The sequence below is a fragment of the Pseudomonas sp. SWRI92 genome, from assembly GCF_014268685.1.
Classification (GTDB): Bacteria; Pseudomonadota; Gammaproteobacteria; order Pseudomonadales; family Pseudomonadaceae; genus Aquipseudomonas; species Aquipseudomonas marvdashtae.
This window is the reverse complement of record NZ_JABWQY010000006.1, coordinates 57,164-72,435: the sequence shown is the minus strand read 5'-3', so window position 1 is coordinate 72,435 and position 15,272 is coordinate 57,164. Positions and strand designations below refer to the sequence as shown.

Below are 15,272 nucleotides of genomic sequence, written 5' to 3'. Positions count from 1 at the left end.
GTAAGGATCACTGCCGCAATTTTCTGACTATGGGTGTGTGTTTTTGTATCTAATAAATCCTATACAAACGACCGTCGTGTCCGCCGGGGACTTGCCCGTCTTACCTTTTAATGCGTCCAGCCTGTCTGTAAGCGCAAAGCTGAGAAAAGGGAGCGAGGCTATCCATGCAAGATAATCGTATTGCAGTGCGCGACGACGATGAAATCGACCTCATTGCCCTTGCGCGCGGTCTTTGGGCGCAAAAGTGGTTGATCATCGCCATTACCCTTTTGGTCACTGCTGGCGCAGCCGCCTACGCGTTCCTCAGCAAACCTGTCTATGAAGCAAAGCTTTTTATCATGCCGCCCACTCAGAACGGTATTGCTGAGTTGAACTATGGCCGTGGTAAAAGCACCGAACTCGAAACTTATTCCATCAAACATGTTTACGAGGTGTTTGCTCGTAACCTACAAGGCGAATCCCTTCGCCAGACCTTCTTTAACGAAATCTACCTCCCCTCGCTCGATGAGTCCCAGCGAAAGGGCGCGCTCGATCGCCTGTATGACCGGTTCTCGCGAGAGCTGGTGGTCAAGGGGCCAGGCAAGGATACCCCTGATCGTTTCTCGGTCACGGTTCAAAGCGGCGATCCGGTAAAGGCTACCGAATGGGCCAAGGCCTACGTAGCGCGGGCTAGTCAGGCGGCCGAGTCGGAGCTGATCAAGAACGTCACGACCGAGGCCTCCGTGAGAGCTCGTAATCTGGAGCAGCGTATCGTCAGCTTGCGTGAGACTGCGCAGCGGATACGCGAGGACCGGATTCAACAGCTGCGTGAAGCACTGAAAATCGCTGAGGCGATTGGTTTGACTACGCCAACTATCAACTCTTCCGCTGCGGTGGATATTACGGTTGATACCGGCAGCAAGATGGATTACCAGCGCGGCAGTAAGGCATTGGCTGCTGAAATTCAGACGTTGGAGTCCAGGGCGTCGGATGATGCGTTTATATCGGATCTGCGGACGTTGCAGATGCGGTATAACTTTTATCGTAAGTTGAATATTGATGCTGAGTTGATTTCGGTTTATCGGCAGGATGGTAGTGTTGAGGTTCCGGAGAGTCCGGTTAAGCCTAGAAAGAGCTTAATCTTAGTGTTGGGGGTCTTGACAGGGCTTCTATCGGGCGGATTTTTCGCCTTGATCCGGTTCGTGTCGACCCGAAATCAGGAAGAGTTACTAGGTGAGCAGATAAATCGTGGTTGAACGGTACTCCATCGGCGTGAGCCATGACTGGTAGTTGTCGGTCATAAAAGCGAGTGCCTCCTGTTCATTTTTATCGAGCCTGCCGCATTGGGTGCTAGTCCCATGCAGACAGGTTTTTTTATGTGTATGAAAAAAATCTACATATCATTAGACGACTGCGGCTTCGGGGAGCTTGACGGCTGGTTGGCTACTAATTTTAACGTGTTGCGCGTTAGTCTGGTGCCCTTTGATAGGTTTGGAGCTCAACCTGTTGATCGCGCCGGCGCTTATATCCTATATCAAAAAATGAGCTGCCCGGAGAAAACGGGCACCGACTACCAATGATGGCCATTGGCAAGTATCAGCGCCCGGGCGCTTAAGTGGATAGCCCTAAAGCCATTTTGCTCAAGAGCAGGCATAATATGCTCAGGCTGATTGTCTCTCCAGCATGGCCGCCATGCTGATAGACGCTTTGTCTCTGGCTATGGAAGGGGATGAGCAAAGTCATTTGGCTGATCAATGTGTTGAATCACCAACAGCAGATCAGTGTGCCGTTGGCCGATATTGTCCTGTAGTCACGGAATCACAAAGATGGAAACGATAGACAGCTGGGTGAATGCATTCTCAGGAAACCGACGGTGAAATCTTGGGCGGTAGCGTGCCAAAGGCCTAACACAGGGATGAAAGGTGCTTCTCATCCGGCAGCTATCAGGTACGAACGTGAATAGACCAACTTAATGTTCGCTCGAAATTTATTACAGCTTTCTAATATTGCAATTCGTGGCTTGACGCTTGTCAGTAAATTTTTGCTGATCTTCTTTCTTGCTCGATTCCTTGAGCCCGCTGAGCTGGGTATCTACGGTTTATTGGCTGCCACAGTTGGCTACTCTCTGTATTTGCTCGGGTTCGATTTCTATACCTATAGCACTCGTGAACTGCTTAAGCGCGAGCGTCACGAGTGGGGCGGGCTACTCAAGGCCCAAGCAGCGTTGACCTTGGTGCTCTACGTCATTTTTTTGCCGCTGCTGAGTTTGGTTTTTATCAAAGGCTTGCTCCCGATGAAGATTGTCGGCTGGTTCTTCGTTTTACTAATACTTGAGCATCTGACTCAGGAATTGGGTCGTTTGCTGATTGCGGTTTCGGATCAACTTTTTGCGAGCCTGGTACTGTTCTTTCGCTCAGGAGTCTGGGCCGTCCTGATCACGGGATTGATGTTCGTTGAACCTGGCACACGAAATCTAGACATGGTATTTGGCGCTTGGACGCTGGGATCGGCGACAGCGCTTTTGCTGGGTATACACCGCATCAAACGCATGGGACTATCTGGTTGGCGACAAGATATTGACTGGACGTGGATCATCAAGGGACTAAAGGTAGCGTCAGCGTTGCTGATTGCGACCTTGGCCGTTCGGGGGGTCTTCACCCTGGACCGCTACTGGTTCCAAGACCTTGCAGGATTGGACGTGCTGGGTGCATATGTCTTGTTCATGGGCGTCAGTATGGCGTTGATGTCATTTCTGGATGCAGGTGTATTTACATTTATCTATCCAGGGTTGATCAGCGCGTACCAGCGGCGCGATCCAATCGGTTTTCATCAAGGTATGCGCGGGTTATTGTGGCAGACCGTTGGTCTTTGCGGCGCCTTTTCGGCAGTCGCACTGATTACGATAGGTCCATTGCTGGCTTGGCTGGGCAAGCCACTTTACAGTGAGCAGCAGGGGCTTTTCGTCTGGATCCTTTTCGCTACGGTGCTCTACGCCCTGGGCATGATTCCCCACTATGGGTTATATGCCCAAGGCCGAGATAAGCCGATCATTCATAGCCACCTAGCCAGTTTGATCATTTTCGTTCTGGCGACTTGGAATTTTGCGCAAACTTTGCCTCATCTCGCGGTGCCGCTAGGGCTGTGTGTCAGCTTCTTTGTCGTTCTGTGCTGGAAGACGTGGAGCTTCTATCGCCTCACCCCGGTACCTTACCGTTTTTTCCAATCCTGACTTTGTGCAGGAAGCAACCAAGGGACGCGTCAATGTTCACCAATAAAACCATTCTCATCACCGGTGGCACCGGCTCTTTTGGTAACACGTTTGTACCAATGACCCTAGCCAAATACAACCCGAAAAAGATCATCATCTTCTCCCGAGATGAAATGAAACAATGGGATATGGCGAAAAAATTCGAAGGTGATTCCCGCGTTCGATTCTTCATCGGCGACGTCCGCGACAAGGAGCGCTTGTACCGGGCCTTGGACGGTGTTGATTATGTGGTTCACGCAGCGGCGACCAAGATAGTGCCGACTGCGGAGTACAATCCCTTCGAGTGCATCAAGACCAATATCAATGGCGCCATGAACCTGATCGATGCCTGTATCGACAAAGGCATCAAGCGCGTTGTTGCGTTGTCCACCGACAAGGCCAGCAGCCCGATCAACCTGTACGGCGCTACCAAGTTGGCGTCCGATAAGTTGTTCGTCGCCGGTAACTCCTACGCTGGCGGGCATGAAACCCGCATGGCAGTAGTACGTTATGGCAACGTGATGGGGTCGCGCGGATCGGTCATTCCGTTCTTCATGTCGATCAAGGACAAAGGGGAATTACCGATCACGGATGAGCGCATGACCCGTTTCATGATCTCTTTGGAAGAGGGCGTTGAGCTGGTTTGGCATGCCTTCGAAGACATGGAAGGCGGCGAAATCTATGTGAAGAAGATCCCATCAATGAAAGTGACGGATCTAGCTCGTGTCGTTGCACCTGAAGCTACTCAGAAGATCGTTGGCATTCGTCCCGGCGAAAAACTGCATGAACAGATGATCAGCGCTGAAGATTCCTACTACACGTACGAGTATCCTGAGCACTTTAAGATTCTGCCGGTTATTAACGAATGGGCAACCTGCCCTAAGCGCATCAAAGACGGCAAAAAGGTCGCTGAAGGCTTCGTCTACGCCAGTGACAACAACACTGAGTGGATGAGCGACGAAGAGCTGAAAAGTTGGATCACCCTTAACGAAACCAAGATCGGGAGTATTTAATACATGATCCCGTACGGTCGCCAGGATATAACCCAAGCTGACATTGATGCGGTGGTTGGGGTGTTGCAATCCGACTTTCTCACCCAAGGCCCGATGGTGCCGCGCTTCGAGCAGCAGGTTGCCCGGCATGTCGGAGCCAGCCATGCGCTGGCGGTGAACAGCGCGACGTCCGCGTTGCATATCGCTTGTCTTGCACTGGGGTTGGGTACTGGTGATCGTTTATGGACAAGCCCTGTAACCTTCGTGGCTTCTGCCAACTGCGGTCTTTATTGCGGCGCGCAGGTTGACTTCGTTGATATCGATTCACGCAGCTACAACCTTTGCCCGCTGGCGCTGGAGCGCAAGTTGGAGCAGGCGGAGCGGGAGGGTGCGCTGCCCAAAATTGTCGTGGTGGTCCATCTCTGCGGTCAGCCCTGCGACATGCAAGCAATTCACGAGTTGGCGAAGCGCTATGGGTTCAAAGTCATTGAGGATGCCTCTCATGCTATCGGTGGCAAATATCGAGGCGAATTTATCGGAAATGGGAAATACAGCGACATCACTGTATTCAGTTTTCATCCGGTAAAAATCATTACCACTGCCGAAGGCGGCATGGTGTTGACCAACAATACTGAGCTGGCTAATAAAATGGCTCTGCTACGTAGCCACGGCATTACCCGCGATGCTCAACAAATGACTCAGTCGGATGGTCCCTGGTATTACCAGCAGATTGATTTGGGGTTCAACTACCGAATGACCGAACTGCAGGCTGCCTTGGGCGTTAGTCAGATGGAGCGTCTGGACCAATACGTCGGCCGCCGCCATCAGTTAGCTGCGCGTTACGACGATTTGTTGGCGACATTGCCAGTCACTGTCCCTTGGCAACACGCTGACAGCTATTCGGGTCTGCATCTTTATGTGATTCGTTTGCAATTGGATAAAATCAGTAAGACCCACCGCCAGGTATTTGAATCGCTGCGTGAGCAAGAAATTGGCGTTAACCTGCATTACATTCCGGTTCACACTCAGCCTTACTACGCGCAGATGGGCTTCAAGCCTGAGGATTTCCCAGTGGCGTTAGCGTACTACCGCGAGGCAATTAGCATCCCAATGTTCCAGACAATGAGTGACGAACAGCAGGATCAGGTAGTAGCCGCTATCGCCAAGGCTTTGCATCAATGAAATTGGCCGTCATTCCTGCCAGAGGTGGCAGCAAGCGCATACCGCGGAAAAATATCAAAATATTCTGCGGGAAGCCCATGATTGCCTGGTCAATCGAAGCCGCATTGCAAAGCGGGTGCTTTGATCAAGTCATTGTCTCTACCGACGATCAGGGAATAGCAGAAGTCGCTCGCCAATACGGAGCCAGTGTTCCGTTTATGCGTCCTGCGGAATTATCAGATGATTACACCGGAACCATACCGGTGATTCAGCACGCCATCGAATGCTGCAGGGCTGATGGGTTTGATGCTCGCCAAGTATGCTGTTTGTATGCAACCGCACCGTTCGTTAGTCCTGAAGATTTGCGTCGTGGTTTGGATATCCTTGAACAAACCGGTAGCCAGTACGCATTTTCGGTGACCAGTTACGCATTTCCGATACAGCGGGCGATCCGCTTGACAGAAGCGGGGCGTGTTGAAATGTTCAGCCCTGAACATTTCAGCACCCGTTCTCAAGACCTTGAATGCAGCTATCACGACGCCGGCCAATTTTACTGGGGACAGGCAAGCGGCTGGCTGGAAGGGAAAATGATCTTCAGCCCTGAATCCAGTGCGGTTTTATTACCGCGTCACCGCGTGCAGGATATCGATACACCCGAAGACTGGACTCGAGCCGAATGGTTGTACAAAGCTTTTCAAGCTGAGTCAAGTCAGCGGTGAACGGAATGAAGGTTGTATTCCGGGCTGATGCTTCGCTGCAAATTGGCAGTGGGCACGTCATGCGTTGCTTGACGCTAGCTGAAGCTCTTCGGGCAGAGGGGGCTGATTGCCACTTTATTTGTCGGGAGCACCCGGGGAATTTGCTAGCTTTTATTAGTGATAAAGGTTTTATCGCTCATAAATTGCCAGTTGAAACAGATGTTAAATACGATGAACAAAAAAAAATAAGTGGCGTTTTTATACACGATCATTGGCTAGGCGCGACGCAAGAGCAAGATGCACTTGCAAGCGGGTCGATACTTGAGTTGCTAAAGCCTGACTGGCTCATTGTTGACCATTATGCTTTAAATGTGTGCTGGGAGAAAAATGCTAAGCAGTTTTGCCGGAAACTTATGGTTATTGATGACTTGGCTGACCGTCAACACCTCTGTGATTTGTTACTCGACCAGAATTTGGGGCGACAACCCTTAGACTATGCCCCGCTTGTCCCTTTGGATTGTGAACTATTAACTGGTCCGGCCTATGCCTTGCTACGCTCCGAGTTTTCCGAACTGCGGAGTTATAGCTTGGAGCGTCGTACGACACCAAACCTGAAAAACTTGTTGATCACAATGGGAGGGGTTGATGAGAACAATGCGACAGGGCTGGTTCTGAACGCATTGAAGGCGACTCTATTACCAGAGGATGTCCATATAACTGTCGTAATGGGTGCGGCTGCACCTTGGTTGGCAAATGTACAATGCCTGGCAAAGGAGATTCCTTATCCAACTGAGGTCGTTTTTAATATCAGCGACATGGCCAAAAGGATGGCAGCCAGCGACTTAGCGATTGGTGCCGCAGGTAGTACGTCATGGGAGCGATGTTGCCTAGGGTTGCCAAGTTTAATGGTTGTTCTTGCCGATAATCAGTCCCGAATCGGAGATGCATTGCATAGCAGCGGCGCGGCTATTTTGTTGGGGTGTCATGATGCAATTGATTTCTGTGCGAATATAAAAGCGACAATCGAGAGCTTTGCAAAAAATAAGGAAATGCAAAAGCGTATCAGCTCTGCGGCTGCAAATGTTACTGATGGTACAGGGTGTATGGCCGTAGTTACTCGCATCAAAGAAAGAAGTTGACTATGAAGATTACTATTTTGTGCAATTCGGAAAAGCATCCAGTAAATTTTATGTTGAGGCGTTGGATTGAGAGCTACGGACCACTGCATGATATTGCTTTAGTGAGAAGTAGATCTGAGTTAATCGGCGGCGATTTATTATTTCTTATTTCCTGCGCCGAGATAATTAGATTAGAAGAACGTGAAAAATTTCAAAAGGTATTGGTAATCCACGCGAGTGATTTACCTAGAGGTCGTGGGTGGAGCCCTCACGTATGGGCTATTATTGAAGGTGCTCGAGAAATAACCGTGACTTTGTTAGAGGCTGAGGATAAGGTCGATAGTGGCCATATATGGAATAAGTTAAGAGTTGAGATTCCGAAGCATGCTTTATGTCATGAAATAAATGAATCGCTGTTTGCCGCTGAATATGAGTTGATGAGTTTCGCCGTGGAGCAGTTTCATTGTGTAAGACCGACTCCGCAAACTGATATGGCGCCAACATATTATTCCCGGCGGGTGCCGAAAGATAGTGAGTTGGATCCAGAGAGTAGCATAGCTAGTCAGTTTGATCTAATTCGAGTGAGTGATCCTGAACGATTTCCAGCATTTTTTAATATGCATGGCCATACCTATAAACTGACGATAGAGAAAATTTCGAAATGAATAAAATTATTTCAATTAATGGCCAAAAAATCGGAAGTGATTTTCCTCCTTATATTATCGCGGAAATGTCGGCAAATCATAATGGCCGTTTAGATGTTGCCTTCAAAATTATTGAGATGGCAAAGAAAGCTGGCGCTGACGCTTTAAAGATTCAAACCTACCGCCCTGATACCATTACGCTAAACTCCGATGCTCCAGATTTTCAGATCAGGGGAGGGTTGTGGGATGGCAAGACTCTGTATGAGCTTTATGAGTGGGCTCATACTCCTTGGGAATGGCACGGACGGCTCTTTGACTATGCCCGAAAATTAGATCTAACAATTTTTAGCTCACCCTTCGATAACACGGCAGTTGATTTTCTTGAGGATCTGAATGCACCGGCTTATAAGATTGCCTCTTTTGAAGCCGTTGATTTGGAACTTATTAAATATGTAGCCAGTACCGGTAAGCCTATGATTATTTCCACTGGGATGGCTGACGCCGAAGAGATAGCAGAAGCTATTGAGGCTGCGCGTGAAGGTGGGTGTAAGGAGCTGGCGATACTTCATTGTGTAAGTGGTTATCCTGCCCCAGCAGCTGATTACAATCTGCATACTATACCTGACATGATCAAGCGTCATGGATTAGTAACGGGCTTATCCGACCATACCTTGGATAACACTACGGCGATAACCAGTGTTGCGCTGGGAGCTTCAATCATCGAAAAACATTTCACTCTTGATCGGAGCGGTGGTGGCCCCGACGACAGTTTTTCACTTGAGCCTGCAGAACTGGTAGCTTTGTGTCGGGATAGTAAGATTGCATGGGCTGCGCTTGGGAAGGTTGATTACGGTCGGAAGTCTAGCGAACAAGGGAATGTGCAGTTTCGGCGATCCCTGTATTTCATTAAAGCTTTGAAAGCTGGGGATGTTGTTACACCTGACTCAATCCGAAGCGTCAGACCTGGATTTGGTTTGCCTCCTAAAATTATGAAAGAACTGCTTGGCCGCGAACTCTCGGTCGATGTAGATGTAAACACTGCTGTTACTTGGGATGTTTTTAGAGACAACCGAGAATAATTGGCGATCATCGGTGTTGGGGAGTGGTGCAATGAATATACTGTTGTTGTCAAATGGAGCGCCTGGCTACCATCGATTCTTTAATGCGCTCATGCAATTGTTCAGTTCGGATGGCCATCAGTTTTCAGTTGCGGTTGATAGTGAGTTTTCAAAAGATCAAAATAATTTAGGCGAGTTGGGATGTGAAGTTTACGAGTTCTCATCTTTTTTTTCCGCGCATCTTACGGATCATATGTTGCTTGCCCGCTATTCTGACTGTAACTTAAATTCAGCGTTGCTTTCGGATTATGAGAGAGCGGAGACCTACAAGATAGCTGGGGGGCGCGATCTGCAGTTTTATGAGCGTCTTAAAAGTGCTTTGTTGAGTTTTTTTGAGAAGGTGATCTTGGGTGGCGAGATAAGTTTAGTTGTATATGAAGGTGTGTCTAATGCCTTTGCTCATTTTGCTTATTTTGTTTGTGTTAAACATGGTGTTTCTTATAAAGGGCTCATGGGTTCAAGATTGCCGGGACGCTTTGTAATCACAGATGATCCTTGTGCTGAGTCTAAAAAAATCGAAAATATTATGTCCGATATATCCTCCGGGCGGCTGTTGGTTGATAAAAGCGTCAAAGATTGGTGTGAGCAGTATCTTGATAATATAGAAAATCTAACGCCGGACTATATGAGCTTTAATCGCCTTGATAAGGTAGATATTTTTAAACGCTATTTTAATATGGAGAAGCTACGTAAGTTATTTAGAATTATTCGACATCTTAATGATGATCACAAGCATTCGTTTCAAATTGGCAACCCTTTAAAACATTCATTTCAGATGTTTAAGCGGAATTTTTATCGGAAACTAAAGGTTGGATTCGTCGCTCGCTACTATCTAAAGCCTGTCCCTCTGGATCGTTTTTTCTTGTATCCATTACATTTTCATCCCGAAGCTTCTACTTCGATATTGGCTGGTGCATATTTGAATGAATATGAGGTCATAAGGAACATCGCGTTTAATCTTCCGCAGGGAACAGTTCTATATGTTAAAGACCATATGAGTGCCTTTGCTTTTCCAGAACTTAAGTTCTATAAGAAACTAGCTGCACTTCCGAATGTCAAATTATTGGCGCCCGACGCGCCTACAAAAACACTAATTAAAAATTCAGAAGCGGTAATTACTCTTACAAGTACCGTTGGTTATGAGGCGCTTTTATTGGATAAGAAAGTTTATCTGTTTGGTCGTGTGTTTTATGAGTTTCACCCTGATGTAATTCGTATTGAAAATCCAACTCAGATTTTTGATTTGTTAACCAAAGGGAAGGCTGAAAATATGACCGTTGGGCGCGAGTACAATCTTGATTTTTTAGCTGCTTTTTATTTGTATACGCGGACGGGTCGGTTAAATTTAATGGCTTCTCAAAAAGAGGCTATCGATTCGGCGAAAAATATTTATCCCGAGATATGTCTCTAGCGGTAAGGTGCTCTTGTGGAGGCTTATATGGTTTTCAGTCTGTTGGGTGTTTAGTGGTTGTTATGATGGCTATGTTCTTTAGTCGTTAAGGATTGTTTTCACCAACGACTGCTCGGATGTGTGTTGCTATTTGGGCAACGGTGTATGTCGCCTAAGGATTGTCGTAGTTTTTTTTGTTTTGTTTTTTGTTGCGTTTTGTACTCTGGATAGTTCTGGAAATGCTTTTCGCTCCGGTTATTTCCTTTTTGTAAGGAGCGGGGTGCTGAAAAAGAGTGGTTTGATTTTATTGAGGTGGTGGCTTTGATATTTTATGATGGTGTTATATATAAGTTGCAAGCCGGTGGCGGTATCTCGGTTCTGTTTAACGAACTTATATCTCGCATGCCCGTCGGAAGCTATGAGTTGAATGTGAGTATGAGTTGTAAAAGTTTCGACCGATATAGGTCGGTCAGGACCGGCCCGGGATATGATATATTTCATTCGACTTATTATAGGCTGCCGGTAGAGCGTTCCTGCTCAGTCGTTACAACAGTGCATGATTATACTTATGAGCGTTACTCCTCTGGTTTGCGGCGAGTAGTGCATTCGTGGCAAAAAAACAAGGCGATAAAGGGATCAGATAAAATTATTTGTGTGTCTGAAAGCACGCGCCGTGATCTTCTGGAGTTTTCCGGTTTGCGCGCTGATGATAACGTAGTTGTGATTCATAATGGTGTGTCGGATGCATATTATCCACTGGAAGACGTCTCGCTAGGCCCTCAGGTTCTTTTTGTAGGTGCGAGAGCAGGATATAAGAACTTCACTAATGCTGTCCTAGCTCTTGAAGGTTTAAGCGGGGTTAAACTTTTGTGCGTTGGTGGGGGGCAATTTGATGCTGACGAGCTTGATATGCTGGAGCGCATAGTTCCAGGGCGTTATTCTCACGCTGGATATTTGACGAATGAACAACTTAATCTAGAATACAATCGTTCCATTTGTTTGGTTTACCCATCTCTGTATGAGGGGTTCGGTATTCCTGTTTTGGAGGCTATGCGCGCAGGCTGTCCTGTCGTTGCGGTTAATTCATCTTCAATACCTGAGGTTGCGGGAGACGCCGCAATACTATTGGAGTGTGGTGAAGTCGAGGAGATGCGTAGTGCTATCGAGTTCTTCTGTGTGACAGATAATCGCAGTGACTTTGTTGGCCGTGGTAGAATTCAGGCTGAGAAATTCAGCTGGGATGAGACTTTTAATAAGACCCTTGCAGTTTATGAAGAGCTGTTAGGGCAGAAAATATGGAATTAATCTAATGAAAAAAGCCCTTATTACTGGAGTGACTGGTCAGGACGGTTCATATCTTGCCGAGCTCCTGCTCGAAAAAGGCTACGAAGTCCATGGAATCAAACGCCGTGCTTCTTCCTTCAACACCCAACGAGTCGATCATATCTACCAAGATCCGCATGTAGATGACCGCAATTTTGTCCTCCATTATGGCGACCTGAGCGATTCCTCGAACCTCACCCGAATCATCAAAGAAGTTCAGCCGGATGAGGTCTACAATCTAGGGGCCCAGTCTCACGTTGCGGTGAGTTTCGAGTCTCCTGAATACACCGCTGATGTCGATGCGATGGGCACCTTACGGATTCTTGAAGCTATTCGCTTGTTGGGGTTGGAGAAAAAAACCCGTTTCTATCAAGCATCTACTTCTGAGTTGTATGGTCTTGTGCAGGAGACTCCGCAAAGGGAAACGACTCCTTTCTACCCTCGTTCCCCCTATGCCGTGGCAAAACTGTATGCTTACTGGATCACAGTGAATTACCGCGAAGCCTATGGCATGTACGCCTGTAACGGAATCTTGTTCAACCATGAGTCCCCACGTCGTGGCGAGACTTTTGTAACACGCAAGGTTACCCGAGCCCTGGCGAATATCTCTCAGGGACTGGAGCAGTGTCTGTTTTTGGGCAACATGGACGCATTGCGCGACTGGGGGCATGCTAAGGACTACGTACGCATGCAGTGGATGATGCTCCAACAGGACCAACCGGAAGATTATGTAATCGCCACAGGTGTTCAATACTCGGTGCGTGAATTCGTGCGTTGGTCCGCAGCTGAGCTGGGGATCTCCCTGCGCTTTGAAGGCGAGGGTGTAGAAGAGCGCGGTGTGGTCGAGCGCATTGATGGCGAGTTGGCACCGGCATTGAATGTCGGGGACGTAATAGTCCGTGTCGACCCGCGTTATTTCAGGCCTGCCGAGGTTGAAACCTTGCTGGGTGATCCGAGCAAAGCCAAGAAGAACCTTGGTTGGGTACCGGAAATCACTGTGCAGGAAATGTGTGCCGAAATGGTCCGTGAAGACCTCAAGGCCGCTCGGCGCCATGCCTTGCTTAAACAGCACGGTCATGAAGTTCCGGTCGCTGTGGAGAATTGATAATGTCCCGCGAATTGAACCAGAACATTTTTGTCGCCGGCCACCGGGGTATGGTCGGCTCGGCCATTGTGCGTCGCCTCCGAGCCCTGGGTTATCGTTCCATTCTTTGCGCTGGACGGGATGAGCTGAATCTGCTGGACCTGCAGGCGGTGCGCGCCTACTTCGCCGTGCATCACGTTGATCAAGTGTATCTGGCGGCGGCCAAAGTGGGAGGTATTCACGCTAACAATAGGTTTCCCGCAGACTTCATCTACGACAACTTGATGATTCAGGCGAACGTGATTCAGGCGGCCCACGCGTCGGACGTTCAGCGGCTGTTATTTCTTGGGTCTTCCTGCATCTACCCCAAACATGCGGCTCAGCCTATGAAGGAAGATGCGTTGTTGACAGGGATTTTGGAGCCGACCAACGAGCCCTATGCGATCGCCAAGATTGCCGGGATCAAGTTGTGCGAGAGCTATAATCGCCAACATGGACGTGACTACCGCAGTGTTATGCCAACCAATCTTTACGGGCCTAATGACAATTTCCACCCAGAAAACAGCCATGTGATTCCGGCATTGCTTCGCCGCTTCCATGAGGCCGTGCAGGCCGATCAGGCCGAAGTGGTTATTTGGGGCAGCGGTGATCCGATGCGTGAGTTTCTGCATGTTGATGATATGGCAGCGGCCTGTGTACATGTGATGGAGCTTGATGCTGCTACTTATCAGGCAAATACCCTACCGATGCTGTCGCACATTAACGTAGGGACTGGTAAAGACTGTACGATTCGCGAGCTTGCGCAGACCATCGCCAAAGTCACCGGCTTTAAGGGGCAGCTGTCTTTTGATGCAAGCAAGCCTGATGGTTCTCCGCGCAAGTTGATGGATGTCTCGCGACTAGGTGCGCTGGGATGGCAGGCGACGGTAGATCTAGAGGAAGGGCTGGGCGATGCTTATCGGTGGTTTGTGGAGCATCGGCTGGAAGCGAGGAATTAATGCGCTGTGAGCTGGCTTAATCAGGCTATAGTTGTAATAAGCCTATGAATCTAATGAACTTAACAGCCACATAGATAGCAGCAGCAAAGGACGATTTTGTATGTTTCTTCCAGTAATTATGGCCGGTGGCTCGGGGTCTCGCCTCTGGCCGCTGTCTCGCCAGCTCAATCCCAAGCAATTTTTGCCTTTGGTTGATTCAGAACAATCATTGCTCCAGGCAACCATTACGCGTCTGGAAGGGCTTGATCATCATCTGCCGATACTGATCTGCAACGAGCAGCACCGCTTTCTCGCCGCTGAACAGTTACGCCAGCTGAACATGGAGCGAGCTCGGATTTTGCTGGAGCCGGTAGGACGGAATACCGCCCCGGCGATCGCGTTGGCGGCGTTACAAGCCACCGCTCTTGGCGATGATCCGATTCTGCTGGTATTGGCCGCGGATCATCTTATTCAGGATGTTGAAGCTTTCCACTGCAGTATTCGTCATGCGTTTGTCCTGGCTGAGGCCGGTAAGCTGGTTACGTTTGCGATCGTACCGACCCACCCTGAGGTTGGTTTTGGCTATCTGGAAAAAGGAGATGCGCTTGGCTGCGGTGGGTTCGTCGTCAACCGATTTGTAGAGAAGCCCGACTCAGCCACAGCGCAAATGTACCTGGACAGTGGCCAATATTTTTGGAACAGCGGGATGTTCATGTTCCAGGCCAGTCGTTATCTGCAGGAGCTTGAACGTTTTGCACCGGATATTCTGCGTGCCTGCCAGACTTCTTTTAAGAATGCACAACAGGATATGCATTTTACCAGGGTCGATCTTGAGGCTTTTACTGCCTGTCCCGAGAATTCTATTGACTATGCGGTGATGGAGCGCACCGCTGATGCTGTCATGGTGCCGCTCGATGCAGGCTGGAGTGATGTAGGGTCATGGTCGGCTCTTTGGGATACGGGTGACAAGACAGCTGACGGCAATGTATTCAAGGGCGACGTCATTACCGACCGCACGAGCGGTAGTTATGTGCATGCCACCCATCGGCTTGTAGCGACTATCGGGGTTGATAATCTCGTGATCGTCGAAACTAAGGATGCGGTGCTTGTAGCCTGTAAGGACCATGTGCATGACGTAAAGAAAATTGTTGAGCAGCTGAAGAATTGTAAACGCTCTGAATATGCCAGCCATCGTGAAGTGTATCGTCCGTGGGGCGTTTACGACTCGGTCGATAATGGCCTGCGTTATCAAGTCAAACGCATTACCGTTAATCCAGGTGCCAAGCTGTCGGTGCAGATGCATCATCATCGTGCGGAACACTGGATAGTAGTCAGTGGAACGGCGCGAGTAACTAACGGGGATAAAACCTATTTGGTGACGGAAAATCAGTCGACCTATATACCTATCGGCCAGGTCCATGCGTTGGAAAATCCGGGGGTCATTCCTTTAGAGTTGATTGAAGTGCAGTCAGGTACGTATCTGGGCGAAGATGACATTGTTCGCTTTGAAGACAGATATGGTCGTGTAAAGGAATGATGGC

14 protein-coding genes are annotated in these 15,272 nt (G+C 48.8%); all 14 read left to right on the top strand.

Annotated elements, in window-relative coordinates:
- Window positions 1-164: 164 nt before the first annotated feature.
- Window positions 165-1,235: a Wzz/FepE/Etk N-terminal domain-containing protein gene (locus tag HU762_RS12125; protein WP_186637044.1), complete on the top strand. Its 1,071-nt coding sequence runs from the start codon at window positions 165-167 to the stop codon at window positions 1,233-1,235.
- A 126-nt stretch (window positions 1,236-1,361) separates the two neighbouring features.
- Window positions 1,362-1,559 carry a hypothetical protein gene (locus tag HU762_RS12120; protein ID WP_186637042.1) on the top strand — a complete coding sequence of 66 codons (198 nt, stop codon included), beginning with the start codon at window positions 1,362-1,364 and terminating at the stop codon, window positions 1,557-1,559.
- Window positions 1,560-1,951: 392 nt separating this feature from the next.
- Window positions 1,952-3,208 (top strand): hypothetical protein, encoded by a 1,257-nt coding sequence (locus HU762_RS12115; protein ID WP_186637039.1) that lies wholly within the window; start codon window positions 1,952-1,954, stop codon window positions 3,206-3,208.
- A 32-nt stretch (window positions 3,209-3,240) separates the two neighbouring features.
- Window positions 3,241-4,239 (top strand): UDP-N-acetylglucosamine 4,6-dehydratase (inverting), encoded by a 999-nt coding sequence (gene pseB / locus HU762_RS12110; RefSeq protein ID WP_186637035.1) that lies wholly within the window; start codon window positions 3,241-3,243, stop codon window positions 4,237-4,239.
- Between the two features lie 3 nt (window positions 4,240-4,242).
- Window positions 4,243-5,400: a UDP-4-amino-4,6-dideoxy-N-acetyl-beta-L-altrosamine transaminase gene (gene pseC / locus HU762_RS12105; protein WP_186637032.1), complete on the top strand. Its 1,158-nt coding sequence runs from the start codon at window positions 4,243-4,245 to the stop codon at window positions 5,398-5,400.
- Window positions 5,397-6,098, top strand: coding sequence for a pseudaminic acid cytidylyltransferase (gene pseF / locus HU762_RS12100; RefSeq protein WP_186637024.1), 702 nt, complete (start codon window positions 5,397-5,399; stop codon window positions 6,096-6,098). Before pseC ends, pseF begins: the two co-directional genes overlap by 4 nt.
- 5 nt (window positions 6,099-6,103) lie before the next feature.
- A complete protein-coding gene (pseG, locus tag HU762_RS12095) occupies window positions 6,104-7,216 on the top strand; it encodes a UDP-2,4-diacetamido-2,4,6-trideoxy-beta-L-altropyranose hydrolase (protein WP_186637018.1) in 1,113 nt (370 codons plus the stop codon).
- A 2-nt stretch (window positions 7,217-7,218) separates the two neighbouring features.
- A complete protein-coding gene (locus HU762_RS12090; protein WP_186637009.1) occupies window positions 7,219-7,860 on the top strand; it encodes a formyltransferase family protein in 642 nt (213 codons plus the stop codon).
- Window positions 7,857-8,918 (top strand): pseudaminic acid synthase, encoded by a 1,062-nt coding sequence (pseI, locus tag HU762_RS12085; RefSeq protein ID WP_186637006.1) that lies wholly within the window; start codon window positions 7,857-7,859, stop codon window positions 8,916-8,918. Before HU762_RS12090 ends, pseI begins: the two co-directional genes overlap by 4 nt.
- 31 nt (window positions 8,919-8,949) lie before the next feature.
- A complete protein-coding gene (locus HU762_RS12080) occupies window positions 8,950-10,368 on the top strand; it encodes a hypothetical protein (protein WP_186637003.1) in 1,419 nt (472 codons plus the stop codon).
- Between the two features lie 381 nt (window positions 10,369-10,749).
- Window positions 10,750-11,652, top strand: coding sequence for a glycosyltransferase family 1 protein (locus tag HU762_RS12075; RefSeq protein ID WP_346656869.1), 903 nt, complete (start codon window positions 10,750-10,752; stop codon window positions 11,650-11,652).
- Between the two features lie 4 nt (window positions 11,653-11,656).
- Window positions 11,657-12,775 (top strand): GDP-mannose 4,6-dehydratase, encoded by a 1,119-nt coding sequence (gene gmd, locus HU762_RS12070; RefSeq protein ID WP_186636999.1) that lies wholly within the window; start codon window positions 11,657-11,659, stop codon window positions 12,773-12,775.
- 2 nt (window positions 12,776-12,777) lie between these two features.
- On the top strand, window positions 12,778-13,752 hold the full coding sequence (locus tag HU762_RS12065; protein WP_186636997.1) for a GDP-L-fucose synthase: 975 nt from the start codon (window positions 12,778-12,780) through the stop codon (window positions 13,750-13,752).
- A gap of 100 nt (window positions 13,753-13,852) precedes the next feature.
- A complete protein-coding gene (locus HU762_RS12060; protein ID WP_186636995.1) occupies window positions 13,853-15,268 on the top strand; it encodes a mannose-1-phosphate guanylyltransferase/mannose-6-phosphate isomerase in 1,416 nt (471 codons plus the stop codon).
- Window positions 15,269-15,272: the final 4 nt, after the last annotated feature.

What these genes read in the sequence shown, in the direction of transcription:
- HU762_RS12125 (WP_186637044.1), top strand. Translation starts at nt 165, where the DNA reads ATGCAAGATAATCGTATTGCAGTGCGCGACGACGATGAAATCGACCTC.
- HU762_RS12120 (WP_186637042.1), top strand. Translation starts at nt 1,362, where the DNA reads ATGAAAAAAATCTACATATCATTAGACGACTGCGGCTTCGGGGAGCTT.
- HU762_RS12115 (WP_186637039.1), top strand. Translation starts at nt 1,952, where the DNA reads ATGTTCGCTCGAAATTTATTACAGCTTTCTAATATTGCAATTCGTGGC.
- pseB (WP_186637035.1), top strand. Translation starts at nt 3,241, where the DNA reads ATGTTCACCAATAAAACCATTCTCATCACCGGTGGCACCGGCTCTTTT.
- pseC (WP_186637032.1), top strand. Translation starts at nt 4,243, where the DNA reads ATGATCCCGTACGGTCGCCAGGATATAACCCAAGCTGACATTGATGCG.
- pseF (WP_186637024.1), top strand. Translation starts at nt 5,397, where the DNA reads ATGAAATTGGCCGTCATTCCTGCCAGAGGTGGCAGCAAGCGCATACCG.
- pseG (WP_186637018.1), top strand. Translation starts at nt 6,104, where the DNA reads ATGAAGGTTGTATTCCGGGCTGATGCTTCGCTGCAAATTGGCAGTGGG.
- HU762_RS12090 (WP_186637009.1), top strand. Translation starts at nt 7,219, where the DNA reads ATGAAGATTACTATTTTGTGCAATTCGGAAAAGCATCCAGTAAATTTT.
- pseI (WP_186637006.1), top strand. Translation starts at nt 7,857, where the DNA reads ATGAATAAAATTATTTCAATTAATGGCCAAAAAATCGGAAGTGATTTT.
- HU762_RS12080 (WP_186637003.1), top strand. Translation starts at nt 8,950, where the DNA reads ATGAATATACTGTTGTTGTCAAATGGAGCGCCTGGCTACCATCGATTC.
- HU762_RS12075 (WP_346656869.1), top strand. Translation starts at nt 10,750, where the DNA reads ATGCCCGTCGGAAGCTATGAGTTGAATGTGAGTATGAGTTGTAAAAGT.
- gmd (WP_186636999.1), top strand. Translation starts at nt 11,657, where the DNA reads ATGAAAAAAGCCCTTATTACTGGAGTGACTGGTCAGGACGGTTCATAT.
- HU762_RS12065 (WP_186636997.1), top strand. Translation starts at nt 12,778, where the DNA reads ATGTCCCGCGAATTGAACCAGAACATTTTTGTCGCCGGCCACCGGGGT.
- HU762_RS12060 (WP_186636995.1), top strand. Translation starts at nt 13,853, where the DNA reads ATGTTTCTTCCAGTAATTATGGCCGGTGGCTCGGGGTCTCGCCTCTGG.